Origin of the sequence: Buchnera aphidicola (Chaetogeoica yunlongensis) (assembly GCA_039829965.1) — a bacterium.
Classification (GTDB): Bacteria; Pseudomonadota; Gammaproteobacteria; order Enterobacterales; family Enterobacteriaceae; genus Buchnera_B; species Buchnera_B aphidicola_BA.
The window spans coordinates 492,185-509,512 of sequence record CP139909.1; the positions used below are offsets into that span (position 1 = coordinate 492,185).

General features: G+C 28.9%; 29 protein-coding genes. All 29 read right to left on the reverse strand.

The genetic code is table 11. From position 1 onward, the window contains the following. Window positions 1-38: 38 nt before the first annotated feature. On the reverse strand, window positions 39-1,034 hold the full coding sequence (gene rpoA / locus UAR70_02180; protein XBC39996.1) for a DNA-directed RNA polymerase subunit alpha: 996 nt from the start codon (window positions 1,032-1,034) through the stop codon (window positions 39-41). Window positions 1,035-1,061: 27 nt separating this feature from the next. Then, the gene (rpsD, locus tag UAR70_02185) at window positions 1,062-1,682 is read right to left on the reverse strand and encodes a 30S ribosomal protein S4 (GenBank protein ID XBC39661.1); all 621 of its coding nucleotides are present in this window, start codon (window positions 1,680-1,682) and stop codon (window positions 1,062-1,064) included. Between the two features lie 39 nt (window positions 1,683-1,721). Then, the gene (rpsK, locus tag UAR70_02190) at window positions 1,722-2,111 is read right to left on the reverse strand and encodes a 30S ribosomal protein S11 (GenBank protein XBC39662.1); all 390 of its coding nucleotides are present in this window, start codon (window positions 2,109-2,111) and stop codon (window positions 1,722-1,724) included. Window positions 2,112-2,125: 14 nt separating this feature from the next. Then, a complete protein-coding gene (gene rpsM / locus UAR70_02195) occupies window positions 2,126-2,482 on the reverse strand; it encodes a 30S ribosomal protein S13 (protein XBC39663.1) in 357 nt (118 codons plus the stop codon). A gap of 143 nt (window positions 2,483-2,625) precedes the next feature. Continuing rightward, complete coding sequence (gene rpmJ, locus UAR70_02200) at window positions 2,626-2,742, reverse strand: 50S ribosomal protein L36 (GenBank protein XBC39664.1); 117 nt, start codon at window positions 2,740-2,742, stop codon at window positions 2,626-2,628. 25 nt (window positions 2,743-2,767) lie between these two features. Continuing rightward, entirely contained in the window at window positions 2,768-4,096 is a 1,329-nt protein-coding gene (secY, locus tag UAR70_02205; GenBank protein ID XBC39665.1) for a preprotein translocase subunit SecY, read from the reverse strand. A gap of 25 nt (window positions 4,097-4,121) precedes the next feature. Beyond that, window positions 4,122-4,562, reverse strand: a complete 441-nt coding sequence (gene rplO, locus UAR70_02210) for a 50S ribosomal protein L15 (protein ID XBC39997.1) — start codon at window positions 4,560-4,562, stop codon at window positions 4,122-4,124. 10 nt (window positions 4,563-4,572) lie between these two features. Next, window positions 4,573-4,749: a 50S ribosomal protein L30 gene (rpmD, locus tag UAR70_02215; GenBank protein XBC39666.1), complete on the reverse strand. Its 177-nt coding sequence runs from the start codon at window positions 4,747-4,749 to the stop codon at window positions 4,573-4,575. After that, a complete protein-coding gene (gene rpsE, locus UAR70_02220; GenBank protein XBC39998.1) occupies window positions 4,742-5,257 on the reverse strand; it encodes a 30S ribosomal protein S5 in 516 nt (171 codons plus the stop codon). The genes rpmD and rpsE overlap by 8 nt, the downstream gene beginning before the upstream one ends. 10 nt (window positions 5,258-5,267) lie before the next feature. Further along, window positions 5,268-5,636 (reverse strand): 50S ribosomal protein L18, encoded by a 369-nt coding sequence (gene rplR, locus UAR70_02225; GenBank protein ID XBC39667.1) that lies wholly within the window; start codon window positions 5,634-5,636, stop codon window positions 5,268-5,270. A gap of 1 nt (window position 5,637) precedes the next feature. Then, complete coding sequence (gene rplF, locus UAR70_02230; GenBank protein XBC39668.1) at window positions 5,638-6,177, reverse strand: 50S ribosomal protein L6; 540 nt, start codon at window positions 6,175-6,177, stop codon at window positions 5,638-5,640. A 17-nt stretch (window positions 6,178-6,194) separates the two neighbouring features. Then, window positions 6,195-6,587: a 30S ribosomal protein S8 gene (gene rpsH / locus UAR70_02235; protein XBC39669.1), complete on the reverse strand. Its 393-nt coding sequence runs from the start codon at window positions 6,585-6,587 to the stop codon at window positions 6,195-6,197. 29 nt (window positions 6,588-6,616) lie between these two features. Next, window positions 6,617-6,922, reverse strand: a complete 306-nt coding sequence (gene rpsN, locus UAR70_02240) for a 30S ribosomal protein S14 (protein XBC39670.1) — start codon at window positions 6,920-6,922, stop codon at window positions 6,617-6,619. A gap of 20 nt (window positions 6,923-6,942) precedes the next feature. Further along, entirely contained in the window at window positions 6,943-7,482 is a 540-nt protein-coding gene (rplE, locus tag UAR70_02245; GenBank protein XBC39671.1) for a 50S ribosomal protein L5, read from the reverse strand. A gap of 22 nt (window positions 7,483-7,504) precedes the next feature. Beyond that, window positions 7,505-7,819, reverse strand: a complete 315-nt coding sequence (gene rplX, locus UAR70_02250; GenBank protein ID XBC39672.1) for a 50S ribosomal protein L24 — start codon at window positions 7,817-7,819, stop codon at window positions 7,505-7,507. Window positions 7,820-7,833: 14 nt separating this feature from the next. After that, complete coding sequence (gene rplN, locus UAR70_02255) at window positions 7,834-8,202, reverse strand: 50S ribosomal protein L14 (GenBank protein XBC39673.1); 369 nt, start codon at window positions 8,200-8,202, stop codon at window positions 7,834-7,836. A gap of 180 nt (window positions 8,203-8,382) precedes the next feature. Next, a complete protein-coding gene (gene rpsQ / locus UAR70_02260) occupies window positions 8,383-8,631 on the reverse strand; it encodes a 30S ribosomal protein S17 (GenBank protein ID XBC39674.1) in 249 nt (82 codons plus the stop codon). Beyond that, a complete protein-coding gene (gene rpmC / locus UAR70_02265) occupies window positions 8,621-8,821 on the reverse strand; it encodes a 50S ribosomal protein L29 (GenBank protein XBC39675.1) in 201 nt (66 codons plus the stop codon). The genes rpsQ and rpmC overlap by 11 nt, the downstream gene beginning before the upstream one ends. Next, window positions 8,818-9,231 carry a 50S ribosomal protein L16 gene (rplP, locus tag UAR70_02270; GenBank protein ID XBC39676.1) on the reverse strand — a complete coding sequence of 138 codons (414 nt, stop codon included), beginning with the start codon at window positions 9,229-9,231 and terminating at the stop codon, window positions 8,818-8,820. The genes rpmC and rplP overlap by 4 nt, the downstream gene beginning before the upstream one ends. A gap of 11 nt (window positions 9,232-9,242) precedes the next feature. Next, window positions 9,243-9,944: a 30S ribosomal protein S3 gene (rpsC, locus tag UAR70_02275; protein ID XBC39677.1), complete on the reverse strand. Its 702-nt coding sequence runs from the start codon at window positions 9,942-9,944 to the stop codon at window positions 9,243-9,245. A 27-nt stretch (window positions 9,945-9,971) separates the two neighbouring features. After that, window positions 9,972-10,304, reverse strand: a complete 333-nt coding sequence (rplV, locus tag UAR70_02280) for a 50S ribosomal protein L22 (protein XBC39678.1) — start codon at window positions 10,302-10,304, stop codon at window positions 9,972-9,974. Window positions 10,305-10,337: 33 nt separating this feature from the next. After that, window positions 10,338-10,616 (reverse strand): 30S ribosomal protein S19, encoded by a 279-nt coding sequence (gene rpsS, locus UAR70_02285; protein ID XBC39679.1) that lies wholly within the window; start codon window positions 10,614-10,616, stop codon window positions 10,338-10,340. A 20-nt stretch (window positions 10,617-10,636) separates the two neighbouring features. After that, a complete protein-coding gene (gene rplB, locus UAR70_02290) occupies window positions 10,637-11,458 on the reverse strand; it encodes a 50S ribosomal protein L2 (protein XBC39680.1) in 822 nt (273 codons plus the stop codon). A gap of 35 nt (window positions 11,459-11,493) precedes the next feature. Further along, complete coding sequence (gene rplW, locus UAR70_02295) at window positions 11,494-11,796, reverse strand: 50S ribosomal protein L23 (protein XBC39999.1); 303 nt, start codon at window positions 11,794-11,796, stop codon at window positions 11,494-11,496. Between the two features lie 11 nt (window positions 11,797-11,807). Beyond that, complete coding sequence (gene rplD, locus UAR70_02300) at window positions 11,808-12,416, reverse strand: 50S ribosomal protein L4 (protein XBC39681.1); 609 nt, start codon at window positions 12,414-12,416, stop codon at window positions 11,808-11,810. A gap of 12 nt (window positions 12,417-12,428) precedes the next feature. After that, entirely contained in the window at window positions 12,429-13,067 is a 639-nt protein-coding gene (rplC, locus tag UAR70_02305) for a 50S ribosomal protein L3 (protein ID XBC39682.1), read from the reverse strand. 35 nt (window positions 13,068-13,102) lie between these two features. Next, window positions 13,103-13,414 carry a 30S ribosomal protein S10 gene (gene rpsJ / locus UAR70_02310; protein XBC39683.1) on the reverse strand — a complete coding sequence of 104 codons (312 nt, stop codon included), beginning with the start codon at window positions 13,412-13,414 and terminating at the stop codon, window positions 13,103-13,105. A 474-nt stretch (window positions 13,415-13,888) separates the two neighbouring features. Continuing rightward, the gene (gene tuf, locus UAR70_02315; GenBank protein XBC39684.1) at window positions 13,889-15,073 is read right to left on the reverse strand and encodes an elongation factor Tu; all 1,185 of its coding nucleotides are present in this window, start codon (window positions 15,071-15,073) and stop codon (window positions 13,889-13,891) included. Between the two features lie 55 nt (window positions 15,074-15,128). Further along, the gene (gene fusA, locus UAR70_02320; GenBank protein ID XBC39685.1) at window positions 15,129-17,258 is read right to left on the reverse strand and encodes an elongation factor G; all 2,130 of its coding nucleotides are present in this window, start codon (window positions 17,256-17,258) and stop codon (window positions 15,129-15,131) included. Window positions 17,259-17,328: the final 70 nt, after the last annotated feature.

Below are 17,328 nucleotides of genomic sequence, written 5' to 3' on the forward strand. Positions count from 1 at the left end.
TCACTCCTGAAAATACAAACCTAAAATTATCTAAAACATCAATTATCTAAAATATTCATAGGAGGCCAATTCTCTAAACGAAGACCTAATGATAATTTTTTTGCAGCTAATACATCTTTTATCTCAGTTAAAGATTTTTTGCCTAAATTTGGAGTTTTTAATAATTCTACTTCTGTTTTTTGCACTAAATCACCAATATAATGAATACATTCAGCTTTTAAACAATTTGCTGAACGTACAGTCAATTCCAAATCATCCACTGGACGAAGTAAAATAGGATCAAATTCTGGCTTTTTTTCCTTAACTTCAGGTTCCTCAATATCTTTTAAATCAACAAAAGCTTCTAATTGACTGGATAAAATTGTAGCTGCTCTTTTAATTGCTTCTTCAGGATCAATCGTACCATTAGTTTCCATTTCAATAATTAATTTATCTAAATCTGTTCTCTGTTTAACACGAGCAGCTTCAACTTTATAAACAATTCTCTCTATTGGACTATAACAAGCATCTACTAATAATTTACCTATATAGTTTTCTTTGTTATCATTTCCTAAATGTAATCTTGAAGATGCAGGAACATAACCTCTACCACGTTGCACTCTAATTCTCATAGATATTGATGAATTTGCATCAGTAAGAGTACAAATAACATGATTAGGATTGATTATTTCTACATCATTTCCATGGTTAATATCAGATGCAATAACAACCCCAATTCCCGATTTAACTAACGTTAAATATACATTATCCTTTCCATGTACTTTAACTGCTAACCCTTTTAAATTTAATATTATTTCAATAACATCTTCTTTTATACCTTCTTTAATACTGTATTCATGGAGAACACCATCAATTTCTACTTCTGTTACTGCATATCCAGGCATGGAGGATAATAAAACACGACGTAAAGCATTTCCTAAAGTATGTCCAAAACCACGTTCTAATGGCTCAAGAATAATTTTTGCATGTGTTAAACTAATCTGTTCAATATTCACTAATCTAGGTTTTAAAAACTCAGTTACGGAACCCTGCATCATATCCCCATACAATAATATTTTTACTTATTTTGAATAAAGTTCAACAATTAAATACTCATTTATTTCTGTAGATAAATCAGAGCGTTCAGGAAATCTTTTATATATACCTTCCATTTTAGATATATTTACTTCCATCCAAATCGATTTTTCACGTTGTTCTGATAATTCCAAAGATGCTTTAATACGAGACTGTAATTTAGACTTTGTATGAACACTAACTACATCACCAGAAGAAACCTGATACGAAGGAATGTTTACTATACAGTTGTTTACTAATATAGATTTATGATTTATTAATTGTCGTGATTCAGATCGAGTAGCACCAAAACCCATTCGATACACTACATTATCCAAACGATTTTCCAATAAATACAATAAATTCTCTCCCGTATTTCCTTTTAATCTAGATGCACGTTTATAATAATTTCTAAATTGAGATTCTAAAATGCCATATAATCTTCTTACTTTTTGTTTTTCTCTTAATTGAATACCATAATCAGATAAACGTTGTCTTTTAATACCATGTTGACCAGGTAATTGATCTAATTTACATTTAGAATCAATTGAACGTATACCAGATTTTAGAAATAAATCAGTACCTTCCCTACGAGACAATCTTAATTTTGGACCTAAATATTTTGCCATAACATATTAATTCCACAATAAAATAATATAATAACGTCATTATACACGACGTTTCTTGGGAGAACGACAACCATTATGAGGAATAGGAGTCACATCAGTAATATTAGTAATACGAAACCCAATAGAATTTAACGCTCTAATACTAGATTCACGACCAGGTCCAGGACCTTTCACCATAACTTCTAAATTTTTTATACCATAATCTTTAACAATTTCAGCACAACGCTCAGCAGCAACTTGAGCTGCAAACGGAGTAGATTTTCTAGAACCACGAAATCCTGATCCTCCTGATGTTGCCCATCCTAAAACATTACCTTTTCTATCACTAATAGAAATTATAGTATTATTAAAAGAAGCATGAATATGCGCTATTCCATCTAAAATTTGTTTCTTAATGCGTTTTTTTACATGATTTAATTCTTTTACCATAATTTTCTCTTACACTATTTTTTAATTAATTTACGAGGACCTTTTCTAGTTCTAGCATTTGTTTTAGTTCTTTGCCCTCGAACAGGCAGACTCTTACGATGACGAGAACCACGATAACAATTAAGATCTTGTAAACGTTTTATATTTAAAGTCACTTCTCGACGTAAATCACCTTCAATAACAAATTTCAATACTTCATTTCTTAGCAATTCTAATTTTTCTTTAGTTAAATTCAATATTTTGGTATTTTCGGCTATCTCTAAATTTAAACAAATCAATTTCGATCTGGATTTTCCAATACCATATATATCAGTTAAAGCCACTAAAACGTGTTTTTTATCAGAAATATTTATACCTGCAATACGAGCCACTATATAAACTCCTAACTCTTTTATATTATTTATAATTTTAAAAACATTAAAAATCATTTAAAAATAAATTCTTCACTGTAAAATTCAAATCTCTATGTAAAAATAATTCAATATATATTAAAATAAAAATTACTATTTTATAATTATCCTTGACGTTGTTTATGCTTAGGTTCTAATTTACAAATTACACGAATAACATTATATCTACGAACTATTTTACAATTTCTACACAATCTTTTAACCGAAGCACGTACTTTCATTATTACCTCAAATTTTTATTTAATTCTAAAATTTAAATTTATTTTTTTTAAGTACTGATGCATATTGAGTAGATATAATACATGTTTGCAGTTGAGACACAAAATCTATAATTACCACAACAACAATCAGTAAAGATGTACCTCCAAAATAAAAAGGAACGCCCGTAATTACCCTAAGACATTCAGGTACTAAACAAATAAATGTCATATATACCGAACCTATAGAAGTTAAACGAAACATAATTCGTTTAATATATTTAGCTGTTTGCTCACCTGGTCTAATGCCAAAAATAAAAGCTCCAGATTTCTTTAAATTTTCAGATGTTTCTCTAGGATTAAAAGCTAATCCTGTATAAAAAAAACAAAAGAAAATTATTGATACAATATAAATCAAAATATACAATGGTTGAGCAGGCTGTAAATAATACGAAACTATTACAAGCCATTTTAAATAACTCACATTACCAAACCAAGATACAATAGTTACTGGAAATAAAATTATACTAGATGCAAAAATAGCTGGAATAACACCTGCCATATTTAATTTCAATGGCAAATAAGTATCACTTGCTACATAAGAAGATCTTTTAGCTAAATGCCTTCTTGAATAATTTATAGTAATTTTTCTCTGGCATCTTTCAATAAAAACAACAAAAAAAGTAATTGAAAAAATTAATATTCCAATAAAAAAAAATAATAAAATATTCAAATTACCTTGTCTAATCTGTTCAATAGAATGCATAAAAGATAAAGGCAAACCAGATATAATACCAGAAAATATAATTATTGAAATTCCATTACCAATTCCTTTTTCAGTAATTAATTCACCTAACCACATTAAAAACATGGTTCCGGTAACTAAACTAATCACTGCTAAAAAATAAAACGACATACTAGGATTTATAATTAAATTTTTTAAACCCGATATATTAGGAAAACTGATTGACATACCCAAAGACTGAAAAAAAGCCAAAACTAAAGTAACATATCTTATGTATTTATTAATTTTATAACGACCTTGTTCACCTTCTTTTTTCATTTCAATAAATTTAGTATGAGTTAAAGTCAATATTTGAATAATAATAGATGCAGAAATAAAAGGCATAATACCTAAAGCAAAAATAGAAGCTCGACTTAAAGCACCACCAGAAAACATATTGAACATTTCTAAAATAGTTCCTCTATGTTGTTCTAATAAAGACTCCAAAGCTATAGTATCAATTCCAGGAATAGGAATATAAGAACCTATTCTAAACACTATTAAAGAACATATTAAAAACAATATTCTTTGTTTTAATTCACTAAATTTATCACTAAAATTTCTTAAACCTGTTCCAATTGTTTTTTCTATCATAAAAGCAACACCTACTAATTAATAATTAATCTTCAATTTTACCACCTACTGCTTCAATAATAATTTTCGCACCTTTTGAAACAGATAAATTTCGAATAATTAATGCATTAGCTATACTAATTTTTGACGATATTATTTTAACATATTTTATATTTTTTTTTATAATTCCTAAATTTTTTAATAAATTTAAATCAATAATTTTATATTCAGTAATTTTTTTTAAATCACTCAATCTCAATTCAGCTGTCTTTAATTTTTTTAGAGACACAAAACCAAATTTTGGAACCCTTCTATACAAAGGTGTTTGACCACCTTCAAAACCTCTTTTTAGTTTGCTACCTGAACGTGATTTTTGACCTTTATGTCCTCTTCCAGATGTTTTACCAAAACCAGATCCAATACCTCTTCCAACTCTTTTAAATTTTTTAAATGATTTAACTTTTGGAGATAAAGTATTCAAATACATTTCCATATTCCTAATTAATTTTTAACATAAAAGATAGAGACCTAATCATTCCTAAAATATCAGGTGTTTTTCTAAGCTTCACCGTATGACCAATATAACGCAATCCTAATCCAATTAATGTTGCTTTATGTTTAGGTAAACGACCTATAGAACTTTTTACTTGAGTTACACTAATAAATTTATCCATGGCAATTTCTCATAATTTCTTTTATCGACTTATTTCTCTTTAATGCAATCATTTTTGGAGATTTCATACGCTCTAATACTAATATTGTAGCACGTACTACATTGATTGGATTAGTAGATCCATAAGTTTTAGCCAAAACATTGTGTATACCAGCCACTTCTAATACAGCTCTCATAGCACCACCTGCAATAATTCCAGTACCATCTGATGCTGGCTTCATAAATATACATGAACTAGTATATGATCCTATTACAGGGTATTGTAAAGTACCGTTATTTAATTTAATATAAATCATATTTCTACGTGCTTTTTCCATTGCTTTTTGAATAGCGGCAGGAACCTCTCGTGCTTTTCCATATCCAAATCCAACTCTACCTTTTCCATTTCCAACCACAGTTAATGCCGTAAAAGAAAAAATTCTTCCTCCTTTAACTGTTTTAGATACACGATTTACAGAAATTAATTTTTCTTTTAGATCTCCATTCATATTTTTATCAACGTTACCCAAAATTTCTACCTCAAAACTTAAGTCCTGTTTTTCTTGCAGAATCTGCAAGCGCTTTAATTCGGCCATGATATTGAAAACCAGAACGATCAAAAGAAACTTTTTTAATACCTTTTTTCAAAGCTCGTTCTGCAATTATATTACCAATATAACTAGACGCATTGATATTGCCAGTATATCCAATAATAGCTTTAGACAATTTTTTTTCCACTGTAGAAGCACTAGTTAACACTGTACAACCATCAGAATCTATAATCTGTGCATACATATGCCGAGAAGTACGATGCACAACTAAACGAATAAAATTCAAACTCTTAATTTTATGACGAGTTTTCATGGAACGACGCAAACGAATTTTTTTTTTATTTATAGTAGTTATCATATTACTTCTTTTTAGCCTCTTTTACACGAATAATTTCATCACTATAACGAATTCCTTTACCTTTATAAGGTTCCGGTTTTCTATAAGACCTCAAATTAGCCGCTACTTGTCCAACCAACTGTTTGTTAGCACCTTTTACAATGATTTCTACTGGAGAAATGCTTTCTACAATAATTCCTACAGGTAAAATATATTCAATAGGATGAGAATATCCCAAAAACATACTGACAGTTCTTGAATTAGTAACTAAAACTCTGTATCCTACCCCTAATAACTGTAATTTCTTGAAGAAACCTACAGTTACTCCTATGATCATAGAATTAACTATTGATCTACAAGTTCCAACTTGAGCCCAACTCTTATGATTATTATTAATTCTACTAGAAAATATTAAACACGAATTTAAACATTTCACCGATACATTACTATGAATTAAACATGATAATTCACCGTTTTTTCCTTTTATAAAAACTTTTTGATCAGTTAGCAAAACACTGACCTCAGAAGGAATAATAACATTTTTTTTTGCAATACGTGACATTGTGTCTCCAAAAAAAATTAAGAAACATAACAAATAATTTCTCCACCTAAACCTTTTCTACGAGCTAATTGATCAGTAAAAACTCCTTGAGAAGTAGAAACAATAGCAACTCCTAATCCAGACATAACACGTGGTAACTTACTTTTTTTATTATATATTCTCAGACAAGGAGAACTAATTCTGGTAATATTTTCAATAACAGGCTTACCATTAAAATATTTTAAAAATAATTCTAATTGAGATTTCTTAGAATGAAATACAGAAAAATCTTTTATATATCCTTCTTCTTTTAATACATTACTAATTGCTATTTTAAATTTAGATGATGGCATATTTACCGAAATTTTATTCGCTAATTGTCCATTTCTAATTCTGGTTAACATATCTGCTATAGGATCATGCATACTCATATAATATTTATCCTTTCAATATAAACATTTTACCAACTTGCTTTTTTTAAACCAGGAATTTCACCTTTCATAGCAGCTTCACGAACTTTTATCCTACTTAAACCAAATTTTCTTAAAAAAGCATGTGGTCTACCAGTTTGCCGACAACGATTTCTCTGACGAATAGGACTGGAATCACGAGGCAAAGTTTGTAATTTAAAAATAGCATTCCATTTGTCTTTATCCAATGATTTTTTATCCGAAATAATTGATCTTAAGTTCATCCTTTTAGTAAAATATTTTTTTGCTAATTTTATTCTTTTAACTTCTCTAGCTTTCATAGACTGTTTAGCCATTAACTTCTTCCTATATTAATTTATGATCGAAATGGAAAATTAAACAAAGATAACAGTGCATGACCTTCTCTATCAGAAAAAGCAGTTGTAGTAATTGTAATATTCACTCCTCGAATTCGATCAATTTTATCAAAATCAATTTCTGGAAAAATAATCTGTTCACGTATTCCAATACTATAATTTCCTCTACCGTCAAAAGATTTATCAGAAAACCCTCTAAAATCTCGTATTCTGGGAATTACAATATAAATTAATCGTTCAAAAAAATCCCATTTTCTATTACCTCTTAAAGTTACTTTACAACCTATAGGATATCCTTTTCGAATTTTAAAACTAGCAATAGATTTTTTTGCCTTTGTAACGATAGGTTTTTGTCCAGATATTTTAGTTAAATCTGATATCGCGTATTCAAGATTCTTTTTATCTACAGTGGCTAAACCTACACCAATATTAAGAGTAATTTTATCAATTTTTGGAACCTGCATAATAGAAGAATAACTAAAATCATACATCAATTTTTTAGATACATCATTTTTATAATAATTATACAAATCCACCATATATAAATAGACCTCAAAATTTTTATTTATAAACAATGTTGTTAGATTTAAAAAATCTAATTTTTTTTCCATGTTCTATTCTAAAACCAATACGATCAGGCTTATTAGTCGTTAAATTAATAATAGCTACATTAGAAATATCAATAGAAGCCTCCTGCTCTATAATCCCTCCTGGTTTATTTTGAGAAGGAATTGGTTTAATATGTTTCTTAACAAAATTAATACCTTCTACTATTACTCTATTTTTAGATATAACTTTTTTAACTATACCAATTTTTCCTCTGTTTTTACCTATTAAAATGATTACTCGATCATTAAATCTTATTTTCATAGCCATAATGTTTATACCTTTTATAGTACTTCAGGCGCTAAAGAAATAATTTTCATAAATTTTTCATTTCTAAGTTCACGAGTTACTGGACCAAAAATTCTTGTTCCTAATGGTTGATCATTATTATTTAATACTACACAAGCATTAGTATCAAAACGAATAATAGAACCATCTATACGTTTAACACCTTTTTTAGTTCTTATAATCACTGCTTTAAATACTTCACCTTTTTTTACTTTTCCTCTAGGTATAGCTTCTTTAATAGAAATCTTAATTATGTCCCCTATTCCAGCATATCTACGACGAGATCCACCCAAAACTTTAATACACAAAGCACGTTGAGCACCAGAATTATCAGCTACATTCAAAACACTTTGTTCTTGTATCATATGTAACTCCAATTAATAATCCAAAAAAATTTTAATAATTACTCTAATTAAGTAAATACTTGTTGTGACATACATATTTTATACATGTTTTATATATTTATTTATACAAAAATACAAATTATAAAGTTATAAAAAGAAAATTATTCAAATTATTACAAAAACTATGTGAAATAAATTCACTTAAAATGTTTTTAGAATCCGAACTAATATCCAAGATTTAGTTTTAGAAATCGGTCTAGATTCACGAATTTCTACAACATCTCCTACTTTACATTGATTATTTTCATCATGTACACATAATTTCGTTGTCTTTTTTATAAACTTTTTATAAAGCGGATGTTTAATTAATCTTTGTATAGAAACTATAACTGATTTATTCATTTTATTACTAATTACTTTCCCAGACAAAACACGAAACTTATCGTTCACATTCTTTTTCCTTTTCAGATAATATAGTATTAACTCTAGCAATATTACGTCGAATGTTTCTAAGCAAATGAGGTTTATGCAATTTTTTAGAAACATGTTGTAAAATTAAATTTAGTTGTTCTCGCAATAAATTTATTAATTCATTATTTAATTCTTCAACTGTCTTTTTTTTTATATTTTTAAGAATCATGATATTACCTGTTTAATGACAAAAATAGTTTTCATAGGTAATTTGTCTGCTGCTAATTTAAAAGCTTTTCTAGATATTTCTTCAGATACTCCAGATAATTCATATAAAACTTTTCCAGGTTGTATCATAGCTACCCAATATTCAACATTTCCTTTACCTTTTCCCATTCTGACTTCTAATGGTTTTTTAGTAATAGGTTTATCAGGAAAAATTCTAATCCAAATTTTTCCTTGACGTTTAATAAAACGAGTTATCGCTCTCCTAGCCGATTCTATTTGACTAGATTTTAATCTACCCCTTTCAATTGCCTTTAAACCATAAAGACCAAAATGTACATCAGTACCAACGGCTAAACCCCTATTACGACCTTTATGCATTTTTCTAAATTTTGTATTTTTAGGTTGTAACATAAATGTTTCCTTTATTTCCTATATTTTCTAACATGTTTTTTTAATTGAGATATAGGTTTTTCTAAATTAACAAGAGATTTCATACCACCTAATATTTCTCCTTTAAAAATCCATACTTTTACACCAATCACACCATAAGTAGTATGCGCTTCAGACATATTATATTCAATATCAGCACGCAATGTATGCAATGGAACTCTACCTTCTCTATACCATTCTCTTCTTGCAATTTCAGTTCCACCCAAACGTCCACTAATTTCTACTTTAATACCTTTAGCACCCTGTCGCATAGAATTTTGAACAGCTCTTTTCATAGCTCTACGAAACATAATTCTACGTTCTAATTGAGAAACTATATTTTCAGCCACTAATTTTGCATCTAATTCCGGCTTTTTAACTTCAGAAATATTTATCTGAACAGGAACACCAGTTATTTTAGCTATAGATAATCTCAATTTTTCTACATCTTCACCTTTTTTACCTATAACTATTCCAGGTCTAGCACTATATATTGTCACTTTAATACTTTTAGAGGGTCTTTCAATAATAATTCGAGATATTGATGCTTTAAATAACTTTTTTGCTAAAAATTGACGCACTCTAAAATCACTATCTAAATTCTTAGAAAAATCTTTACTATTTGAAAACCATATCGAATTCCAATTCTTAATTATTCCTAATCTTATTCCGTTAGGATTTACTTTTTGACCCATGACTAGTCTCTCCAAAATTTCTATTTATTATTTATCAGAAACAACTACAGTAATATGACTAGTACGTTTTAAAATTCTATCTGAACGACCTTTAGCACGAGGCATCATTCTTTTCATAGTAGGTCCTACGTCAATTAAAATTCTTTTTATTATTAAATTATCTATATCAGAACCATTATTGTGTTCAGCATTAGCAATTGCTGATTCTAAAACTTTCTTTACTAACAAAGCAGATTTTTTATTAACAAAAATTAAAATATTCAATGCACGTTCAACCTGTTTACCTCGAATTAAATTAGCGATCAAACGTAATTTTTGTGCTGAAGAACGCGCTTTATAATGTTTAGCCACAGCTTCCATACATTTTACCTCTTGTATAAGAACAAAAATACTTTAACGTTTTTTTACTTTTCTATCTGCCATATGCCCTCTATATGTACGAGTAAGAACAAACTCACCTAATTTATGTCCTACCATATCTTCGGTAATAAAAACCGGAATATGTTGACGACCATTATGAACTGAAATCGTTAAACCTATCATCTTAGGAAAAACAGTAGAACGACGAGACCAAGTTCGTATTGGTTTTTTATCATGTGTTTTTAATACTTTTTCTACTTTTTTTAATAAAGAAATATCAATAAATGGACCTTTTTTAAGAGAACGCGGCACTTTTACTAAACTCCCAAAAATTATTTATGACGATGGCGAATAATATATTTCTCTGTACGTTTATTTTTTCTTGTTTTTTTTCCTTTAGTTTGTAATCCCCAAGGAGTAACTGGATGCTTTCCAAAATTTTTACCTTCCCCCCCTCCATGAGGATGATCTACCGGGTTCATAGCAGTTCCTCTTACAGTAGGACGTTTTCCAAGCCATCTAGATGCTCCAGCTTTACCTAAAACTCTCAACATTGATTCAGAATTTCCAATTTCTCCTATCGTTGCTCTACAATTTGATTCTATTCTTCTTATTTCACCAGAACGTAATCTTACAGTCACATATAAATTTTCCTTAGATATTAAATTCACATAAGAACCAGCAGAACGAGCTATTTGCCCTCCTTTACCTGGTTTCATTTCTACATTATGAATTAAAGTACCTACAGGAATATTTTTCATAGGTAAACTATTACCTAATTTTATATCTATAGATACACCAGATAAAATTTTCATGCCTGCCATTAATCCTTTCGGAGCTAATATATATCTTCTTTCTCCATCTTGATACAACACTAATGCAATATTAGCAGATCTATTCGGATCGTATTCTAAACGTTCAACTGATGCAAAAATATTATCTTTGTTACGCTTAAAATCAATTATTCGATATGACTGTTTATGTCCACCACCAATATGTCTAGTCGTGATTCTACCAAGATTATTTCTTCCTCCACTTTTATTCTTTTTACTCAGTAAAAAAGAAATAGGCTTTCCTTTATATAAATTAGAATTCACTACCTTCACAGCATGACGACGACCTGGAGACGTTGGCTTACACTTAATAATGGTCATTGATATTCTCTTGTTATCACTAAAAATATATTATTTTATTCTTTATTACCAATAAAATTTAAATTTTGTCCTTTTTTTAAAGTGACATAGGCTTTTTTCCAATTTTTTTCACGACTTATAACATTATTCTTTTTTTTTCTTTTTCCTTTAACTATCAATACATTTATATTACTTACTACTACATTAAACAAACTTTGTACAGCATGCTTAATTTCTAATTTAGTAGAATTTCTAGCTACTTTAATTAAAACAGTACCATACTTTTCTAAAATAATAGAAGATTTTTCTGATACACTCGGACCTAACAATACTTTTAATAAAATTTTATCATATATTATTTTTGGTTTAATCATATTAATAATTCCTCTATTTTCATAATAGCATCAGAAGTCATTAAAACATGATTAAAAAAAATCAAACTTCTTGGATTAATACAATTTATAGTCTGAACATCTACTTTATATAAGTTTCTAGAAGCTAAAAATAAATTATGATCTCTAATTCGAGTGATAATTAACACATCACGCAAATGAATTTTTTTTAACTTATCCACAAGTAATTGTGTTTTAGGAAATTCTATAGAAAACTTTCTAAATACTAATAATCTATTTTGTCGAATAAGCTCCGAAAAAATACTTTTTAAAGCTCCTCTATACATTTTTTTATTAATCTTTTTAAAATAATTTTTTGGTTGAGAAGGAAATGTAATACCTCCAGAACGCCAAAGAGGACTTCTTAATGAACCAGCTCTTGCACGTCCAGTTCCTTTTTGACGCCAAGGTTTTTTACCTGATCCAGATACTTCAGAACGATCTTTTTGAGCACGAGTTCCTTGACGAATACTGGAAGAATAAGCAACAATTACTTGATGCACTAAAGCTTCATTAAAATCTCGATTAAAAATCATATCAGAGACTTTAATAAAATTATGTTCATCGTCTCTCAATATTAATTCCATACTTAAATTTCCTCATGCTTTTTTAATCGCTGGTTTAACAATGATAATTCCACCCGAAACACCAGGTACTGCACCCTTCACTAAAATAAAACCTTTTTCTAAATCTACTTTTATTAAATCTAAATTCTGAACAGTAACACGATTATTACCAACGTGTCCTGACATTTTTTTTCCTTTAAAAACTCTTCCAGGAGTTTGATTTTGTCCTATAGAACCAGGAGCTCTATGAGATAAAGAATTTCCATGAGTAGAATCTTGAGTAGAAAAATTCCATCTTTTTACAGTACCACAAAATCCTTTTCCTTTAGATAAACCTGAAATATCTACTTTCTTAATTTTAGATAATAATTCTAAATTTATGCTCTGACCTACTTTAAATTTGTTTATATTTTTCTCAGAAACCTTAAATTCCCATAAACCAAATCCTATTTTAACTCCAGATTTTAAAAAATTACCACGTTCTGATTTAAGTAATTTATTTAACTTTTTTATTCCAGTTGTTACTTGAATAGCACAGTATGAATCATGACACACAGTTTTAATTTGAGTTATTCTATGTTCCTCAACTTTTATCATAGTTACTGGAAGTGATTGCCCTTCTTCTGTAAAAATTCGTGTCATTTTAACTTTTTTACCTATTAAACCAATCATTATACTTTAAGTTCCGTAATCATTTGTTTATTTAATTAACCTAAACTAATTTGAACATCTACGCCTGCAGCAAGATCTAATCTCATTAAAGCATCAACAGTTTTTTCAGTAGGTTCAACAATGTCGATTAGTCTCTTATGAGTTCTAATTTCATATTGATCACGAGCATCTTTATTAACATGAGGAGAAATCAATACAGTAAATCTTTCTTTATGTGTTGGTAAAGGGATAGGACCGCGAACTTGAGCGCCAGTTCTTTTAGCAGTTTCTACAATTTCTGAAGTGGATTGATCTATCAAACGATGATCAAACGCTTTAAGACGAATACGTATTCTTTGGTTCTGCATAAGTCCCGAATTCCTATAATATAAAATTATAAAAAAAACCTCTTCTAATCTTCTAAAAGAATATGTTTAAATTAAAAATTTTAGTTTCAAAATTAGAAACGTTGTTAAAAATTCTATATAAAAGTTATATAAAATTAAATTTTATTTGATCAATATTAACTATTTTAAAAATAACAAACTAAAAAAATCTATATAAAAATTAACTAAGATATATTCAACCTTATCAACAATTTAAGATAAAATCTAATTTTATTATAATATTTCTACAAAAATATCATTTTGTTTATTCTGAATGAATTTTAAGTTGATAGTTATAACATGTAATATTATATTACACTTTAAAACAATTATTTTCATTAAAAATTTTAATATTAAAAAGTCAAGAAAAAAGTATCTTATAACTTATTTTCTTGACATTTATAAAATAATAAATTCTGAATTAAACTTCTAATTCGAAAATGTTCTAATTTGTTCTTATTGAAAAATTTTCACAACAATACCAGCTCCCACTGTTTTACCACCTTCACGAATAGCAAAGCGTAAACCATTAGACATAGCTATAGGATGAATTAAAGTAACTACCATCTTAATATTATCTCCAGGCATAACCATTTCTATTCCTTCAGGTAATTCAATAAAACCAGTTACATCAGTAGTTCTAAAATAAAATTGAGGTCTATAACCCTTAAAAAAAGGAGTATGACGACCTCCTTCATCTTTAGATAAAACATATACTTCAGACTCAAATTTTATATGCGGAGTAATTGTACCTGGTTTAGATAATACTTGCCCACGTTCAATATCATCTCTTTTGGTTCCTCTTAATAACACACCTACATTTTCTCCAGCTCTACCTTCGTCTAATAATTTTCTAAACATTTCTACACCAGTACATATAGTTTTAGTAGTTGGTTTGATTCCAACTATTTCCACTTCTTCCCCTACTTTAATTACACCGCGTTCTACACGACCTGTAACTACAGTTCCTCGTCCAGATATAGAAAATACATCTTCTATAGGCAATAAAAATGATTCATCAACAGATCTTTTTGGTTCAGGAATATAAGAATCTAAAAAATTAGCTAAATCTATAATTTTTTCTTCCCATTTTGGATCACCTTCCAAAGCCTTAAGCGCTGATCCTCTTATAATAGGAGTGCTATCACCAGGAAAATCATACTGAGTTAATAGATCACGAACTTCCATTTCTACTAATTCTAATAATTCTTCGTCATCAACCATATCACATTTATTTAGAAAAACTATAATATAAGGAACTCCTACTTGTCTACCTAATAAAATATGTTCACGAGTTTGCGGCATCGGACCATCAGTAGCTGCTACAACTAAAATTGCTCCGTCCATCTGAGCGGCTCCTGTAATCATATTCTTAATATAGTCAGCATGTCCTGGACAATCTACATGTGCGTAATGTCTTTTGGAAGTATCATATTCAACATGAGAAGTATTTATTGTAATACCTCTAGCTTTTTCTTCCGGAGCATTATCAATTTGATCAAAAGCACGAGCAGATCCACCATATTTTTTAGCTAATACGGTAGTAATAGCAGATGTTAAAGTAGTTTTTCCATGATCAACATGACCAATCGTACCTACATTGATATGAGGTTTTAAACGTTTAAATTTTTCTTTAGACACAAGTTTATTTCCTTTCTATAAATAAAAATTATAAAATCAACCATAAATAATTTATCTATCTATTTTCTCGTGAGGAAATAATAGATTCAGCAATATTAACAGACATTTCCGAATATTTTAAAAATTCCATAGAATAAGAAGCTCTACCTTGAGTTTGAGATCTCACGTCAGTAGCATAACCAAACATACAAGATAATGGGACTTGAGCACAAATAGATTTTCCCAAAGATAAATCTTTCATGCCTTCAATAACACCTCTTCTTCGATTTAAATCACCTATAACATCACCCATGTATTCTTCAGGAGTTTCAATTTCTACCTTCATTATTGGTTCAAGTAAAATTGGATTAGCTTTTTTAAAAGCATCCTTAAAAGCTAATGATGCTGCTAATTTAAATGCAATTTCAGAAGAATCTACATCATGATAAGAACCAAAATGCAAACGAACACCAATATCTACTACAGGATAACCAGCTAATGGTCCGCTTATGAGTTGTTCTCGTATTCCTTTATCAATTGCAGAAATGTATTCTCCAGGAATAACTCCTCCTTTTATGTCGTTTATAAAAACATATCCAGATTTACTAAGAGGTTTTAATGGAAATAAATCTATAACAACATGACCATATTGTCCTCTTCCACCAGATTGTTTAATATATTTCCCCTCGATGTTTTCTATAGAACGTCGAATAGTTTCTCTATAAGATACCTGAGGTTTACCAACGTTAGCGATTACACCAAATTCTCTTTTCATTCTATCAACAATTATTTCTAAATGTAATTCACCCATACCAGAAATAATTGTTTGATTAGATTCATTATCAACACCTACTTTAAAAGAAGGATCTTCCTTGGTTAATCTATTCAATGCAACACTCATTTTTTCTTGATCAGATTTAGTTTTTGGTTCTACTGCTACGGAAATTACAGGATCAGGAAAATCCATCTTTTCTAACACAATAACTTTAGCAGGATCACATAAAGTATCTCCAGTAGTTACACTTTTTAAACCAATAGCTGCAGCAATATCACCAGCTCTAACTTCTTTTATTTCTTCTCTTTTATTAGCATGCATTTGGACAATTCTACCAAAACGTTCTTTTTTATTTTTTGCTGAATTATAAATAACATCACCAGAACGTACAACACCTGAATATACTCTAAAAAAAGTCAAATTTCCTACAAATGGATCCGTAGCAATCTTAAACGCTAATGCAGAAAATGCCTCTTTATCATTTGCAAAACGAATATTACAATCAGTGGATAATTTACTATCATCATTGTTGTTTGTTATACCTTTAATAGAAGAAACATCTATAGGAGAAGGTAAATATTCAATTATTGCATCTAGTAACGCTTGAACTCCTTTATTTTTAAATGCAGAACCACACGTCACTAAAACTATTTCATTATTTAATACACGTTGACGTAAAGAATTTTTAATGTCTAATTCAGACAATTCATCTCCAACTAAATATTTTTCCATTAAAACATCATTATTTTCTACTGAAGACTCTATTAATTTTTGATTCCATAGATCCGATATTTCTTTTAAATCATCGGGAATATTATCATATATGAAGGTTATACCTTGATCTATATCATTCCAATAGATAGCTTTCTTTTTTATCAAGTCAACAACTCCTGTAAAATTTTCTTCAGAACCTATTGGAATTTGTATCGGGATAGGATCTATTCCTAAACGAAACTTCATTTGCTCAATAACATTAAAAAAATTAGCTCCCATACGATCCATTTTATTTACAAATGCTATTCTAGGAACTTTATATTTATTTACTTGTCTCCATACTGTTTCTGATTGCGGTTGCACTCCCCCTACAGCACAATATACCATGACAGCACCATCCAAAACTCTCATAGATCTTTCTACTTCTATAGTAAAATCTACATGACCGGGAGTGTCAATTATATTAATTCTATGCGGTAAAAACTGTTTAGACATACCCGACCAAAAAGTAGTAGTTGCTGCAGATGTAATAGTAATACCTCTTTCTTGTTCTTGTTCCATCCAATCCATAGTAGCTGCACCATCATGCACTTCTCCAATTTTATGATTAATACCCGTATAAAATAAAATTCGTTCAGTTGTAGTAGTTTTACCAGCATCAATATGAGCGCTAATACCTATGTTTCGGTATTGTATTATAGGTGTTAAACGAGTCATTCTATCCCTCTAATTTTTATATAGTAAATTATTTTACTAATATAGAAATTAATAATAAATATTAATTAAT

What these genes read in the sequence shown, in the direction of transcription:
- rpoA (XBC39996.1), bottom strand. Translation starts at nt 1,034, where the DNA reads ATGCAGGGTTCCGTAACTGAGTTTTTAAAACCTAGATTAGTGAATATT.
- rpsD (XBC39661.1), bottom strand. Translation starts at nt 1,682, where the DNA reads ATGGCAAAATATTTAGGTCCAAAATTAAGATTGTCTCGTAGGGAAGGT.
- rpsK (XBC39662.1), bottom strand. Translation starts at nt 2,111, where the DNA reads ATGGTAAAAGAATTAAATCATGTAAAAAAACGCATTAAGAAACAAATT.
- rpmJ (XBC39664.1), bottom strand. Translation starts at nt 2,742, where the DNA reads ATGAAAGTACGTGCTTCGGTTAAAAGATTGTGTAGAAATTGTAAAATA.
- secY (XBC39665.1), bottom strand. Translation starts at nt 4,096, where the DNA reads ATGATAGAAAAAACAATTGGAACAGGTTTAAGAAATTTTAGTGATAAA.
- rplO (XBC39997.1), bottom strand. Translation starts at nt 4,562, where the DNA reads ATGTATTTGAATACTTTATCTCCAAAAGTTAAATCATTTAAAAAATTT.
- rpmD (XBC39666.1), bottom strand. Translation starts at nt 4,749, where the DNA reads ATGGATAAATTTATTAGTGTAACTCAAGTAAAAAGTTCTATAGGTCGT.
- rplR (XBC39667.1), bottom strand. Translation starts at nt 5,636, where the DNA reads ATGATAACTACTATAAATAAAAAAAAAATTCGTTTGCGTCGTTCCATG.
- rplF (XBC39668.1), bottom strand. Translation starts at nt 6,177, where the DNA reads ATGTCACGTATTGCAAAAAAAAATGTTATTATTCCTTCTGAGGTCAGT.
- rpsH (XBC39669.1), bottom strand. Translation starts at nt 6,587, where the DNA reads ATGAGTATGCATGATCCTATAGCAGATATGTTAACCAGAATTAGAAAT.
- rpsN (XBC39670.1), bottom strand. Translation starts at nt 6,922, where the DNA reads ATGGCTAAACAGTCTATGAAAGCTAGAGAAGTTAAAAGAATAAAATTA.
- rplE (XBC39671.1), bottom strand. Translation starts at nt 7,482, where the DNA reads ATGGTGGATTTGTATAATTATTATAAAAATGATGTATCTAAAAAATTG.
- rplX (XBC39672.1), bottom strand. Translation starts at nt 7,819, where the DNA reads ATGGCTATGAAAATAAGATTTAATGATCGAGTAATCATTTTAATAGGT.
- rplN (XBC39673.1), bottom strand. Translation starts at nt 8,202, where the DNA reads ATGATACAAGAACAAAGTGTTTTGAATGTAGCTGATAATTCTGGTGCT.
- rpmC (XBC39675.1), bottom strand. Translation starts at nt 8,821, where the DNA reads ATGATTCTTAAAAATATAAAAAAAAAGACAGTTGAAGAATTAAATAAT.
- rplP (XBC39676.1), bottom strand. Translation starts at nt 9,231, where the DNA reads ATGTTACAACCTAAAAATACAAAATTTAGAAAAATGCATAAAGGTCGT.
- rpsC (XBC39677.1), bottom strand. Translation starts at nt 9,944, where the DNA reads ATGGGTCAAAAAGTAAATCCTAACGGAATAAGATTAGGAATAATTAAG.
- rplV (XBC39678.1), bottom strand. Translation starts at nt 10,304, where the DNA reads ATGGAAGCTGTGGCTAAACATTATAAAGCGCGTTCTTCAGCACAAAAA.
- rplB (XBC39680.1), bottom strand. Translation starts at nt 11,458, where the DNA reads ATGACCATTATTAAGTGTAAGCCAACGTCTCCAGGTCGTCGTCATGCT.
- rplD (XBC39681.1), bottom strand. Translation starts at nt 12,416, where the DNA reads ATGGAATTAATATTGAGAGACGATGAACATAATTTTATTAAAGTCTCT.
- rplC (XBC39682.1), bottom strand. Translation starts at nt 13,067, where the DNA reads ATGATTGGTTTAATAGGTAAAAAAGTTAAAATGACACGAATTTTTACA.
- rpsJ (XBC39683.1), bottom strand. Translation starts at nt 13,414, where the DNA reads ATGCAGAACCAAAGAATACGTATTCGTCTTAAAGCGTTTGATCATCGT.
- fusA (XBC39685.1), bottom strand. Translation starts at nt 17,258, where the DNA reads ATGACTCGTTTAACACCTATAATACAATACCGAAACATAGGTATTAGC.